The sequence below is a fragment of the Pseudomonas sp. HY7a-MNA-CIBAN-0227 genome, from assembly GCF_040310325.1.
Classification (GTDB): Bacteria; Pseudomonadota; Gammaproteobacteria; order Pseudomonadales; family Pseudomonadaceae; genus Aquipseudomonas.
The window spans coordinates 1-257 of sequence record NZ_JBEOPT010000237.1 but is presented as its reverse complement, the minus strand read 5'-3'; the positions used below and the strand labels follow the sequence as shown (position 1 = coordinate 257).

At 38.1% G+C, this 257-nt stretch carries 1 protein-coding gene; it reads left to right on the top strand.

The genetic code is table 11. The features are described from left to right. Positions 1-257: UDP binding domain-containing protein (locus tag AAEZ06_RS27735; protein ID WP_350617359.1), on the top strand; the 257-nt coding region annotated here is incomplete at both ends.

The window sequence follows — 257 nt, the reverse complement described above, 5'->3', positions numbered from 1 at the left end:
GCCTAACATTGATGATTTGCGTGAGAGTCCAGCAGTCAATATTGCTCAAAAAATGCTTGAAGCTGATAATGCAAATATCATATTGGTTGAACCTAATATTAATCAACTACCTGAAAAGTTAGCCGCCAGCATGTTGGTGCCTTTATCAGAAGTCGTTGACCGTGCGGATGTCGTCGCCATTTTGGTTGCTCATGATGAGTTTAAAGATAAGACGCCTTTAAAGAACATTCAAATTATGAATATGGTTGGTAATATCT